Source organism: Vibrio sp. DNB22_10_4 (assembly GCF_052879755.1).
In genome coordinates this window covers 1-273 of record NZ_JBNNXW010000065.1, presented here as the reverse complement: position 1 = coordinate 273, position 273 = coordinate 1, and the positions used below count along the sequence as shown (strand labels likewise).

Annotated in this window: 1 protein-coding gene; it reads right to left on the bottom strand. The window is 66.3% G+C overall.

Going from position 1 to position 273, the window contains the following annotated elements; translation table 11 throughout:
- Positions 1-273 (bottom strand): DUF1415 family protein (locus ACVA6Q_RS24685; protein WP_446649225.1); only part of this gene is annotated, 273 nt, incomplete at both ends.

The following is a 273-nucleotide window of genomic DNA, read 5'->3' as shown; positions in this document are numbered from 1 at the left end:
GCAGGTGCAGGATCGGGGCGGGGGCGCGGTTGGTAGCGTTGGCAATGTCGTCTGGGTCCGCATCGGCAAAGACGAAATCGGGGTGGAAGCTGGCGAGTTGCAGTTCGCCTTCGTAGCCGGCTTTGGCGAGCAATGCCTCGGCGCGGTCGGTGAGGGTGTGGAAGTCGAAGAAATCCGCTAGCGCGGGGACGATCAGCAGGGTGGTGTCGATCTGTGCGGCGGGCGTGGTGTGCAGCAGGTCGGCTTCGGCGCGCAGGTGGTCGAGCACGTCGC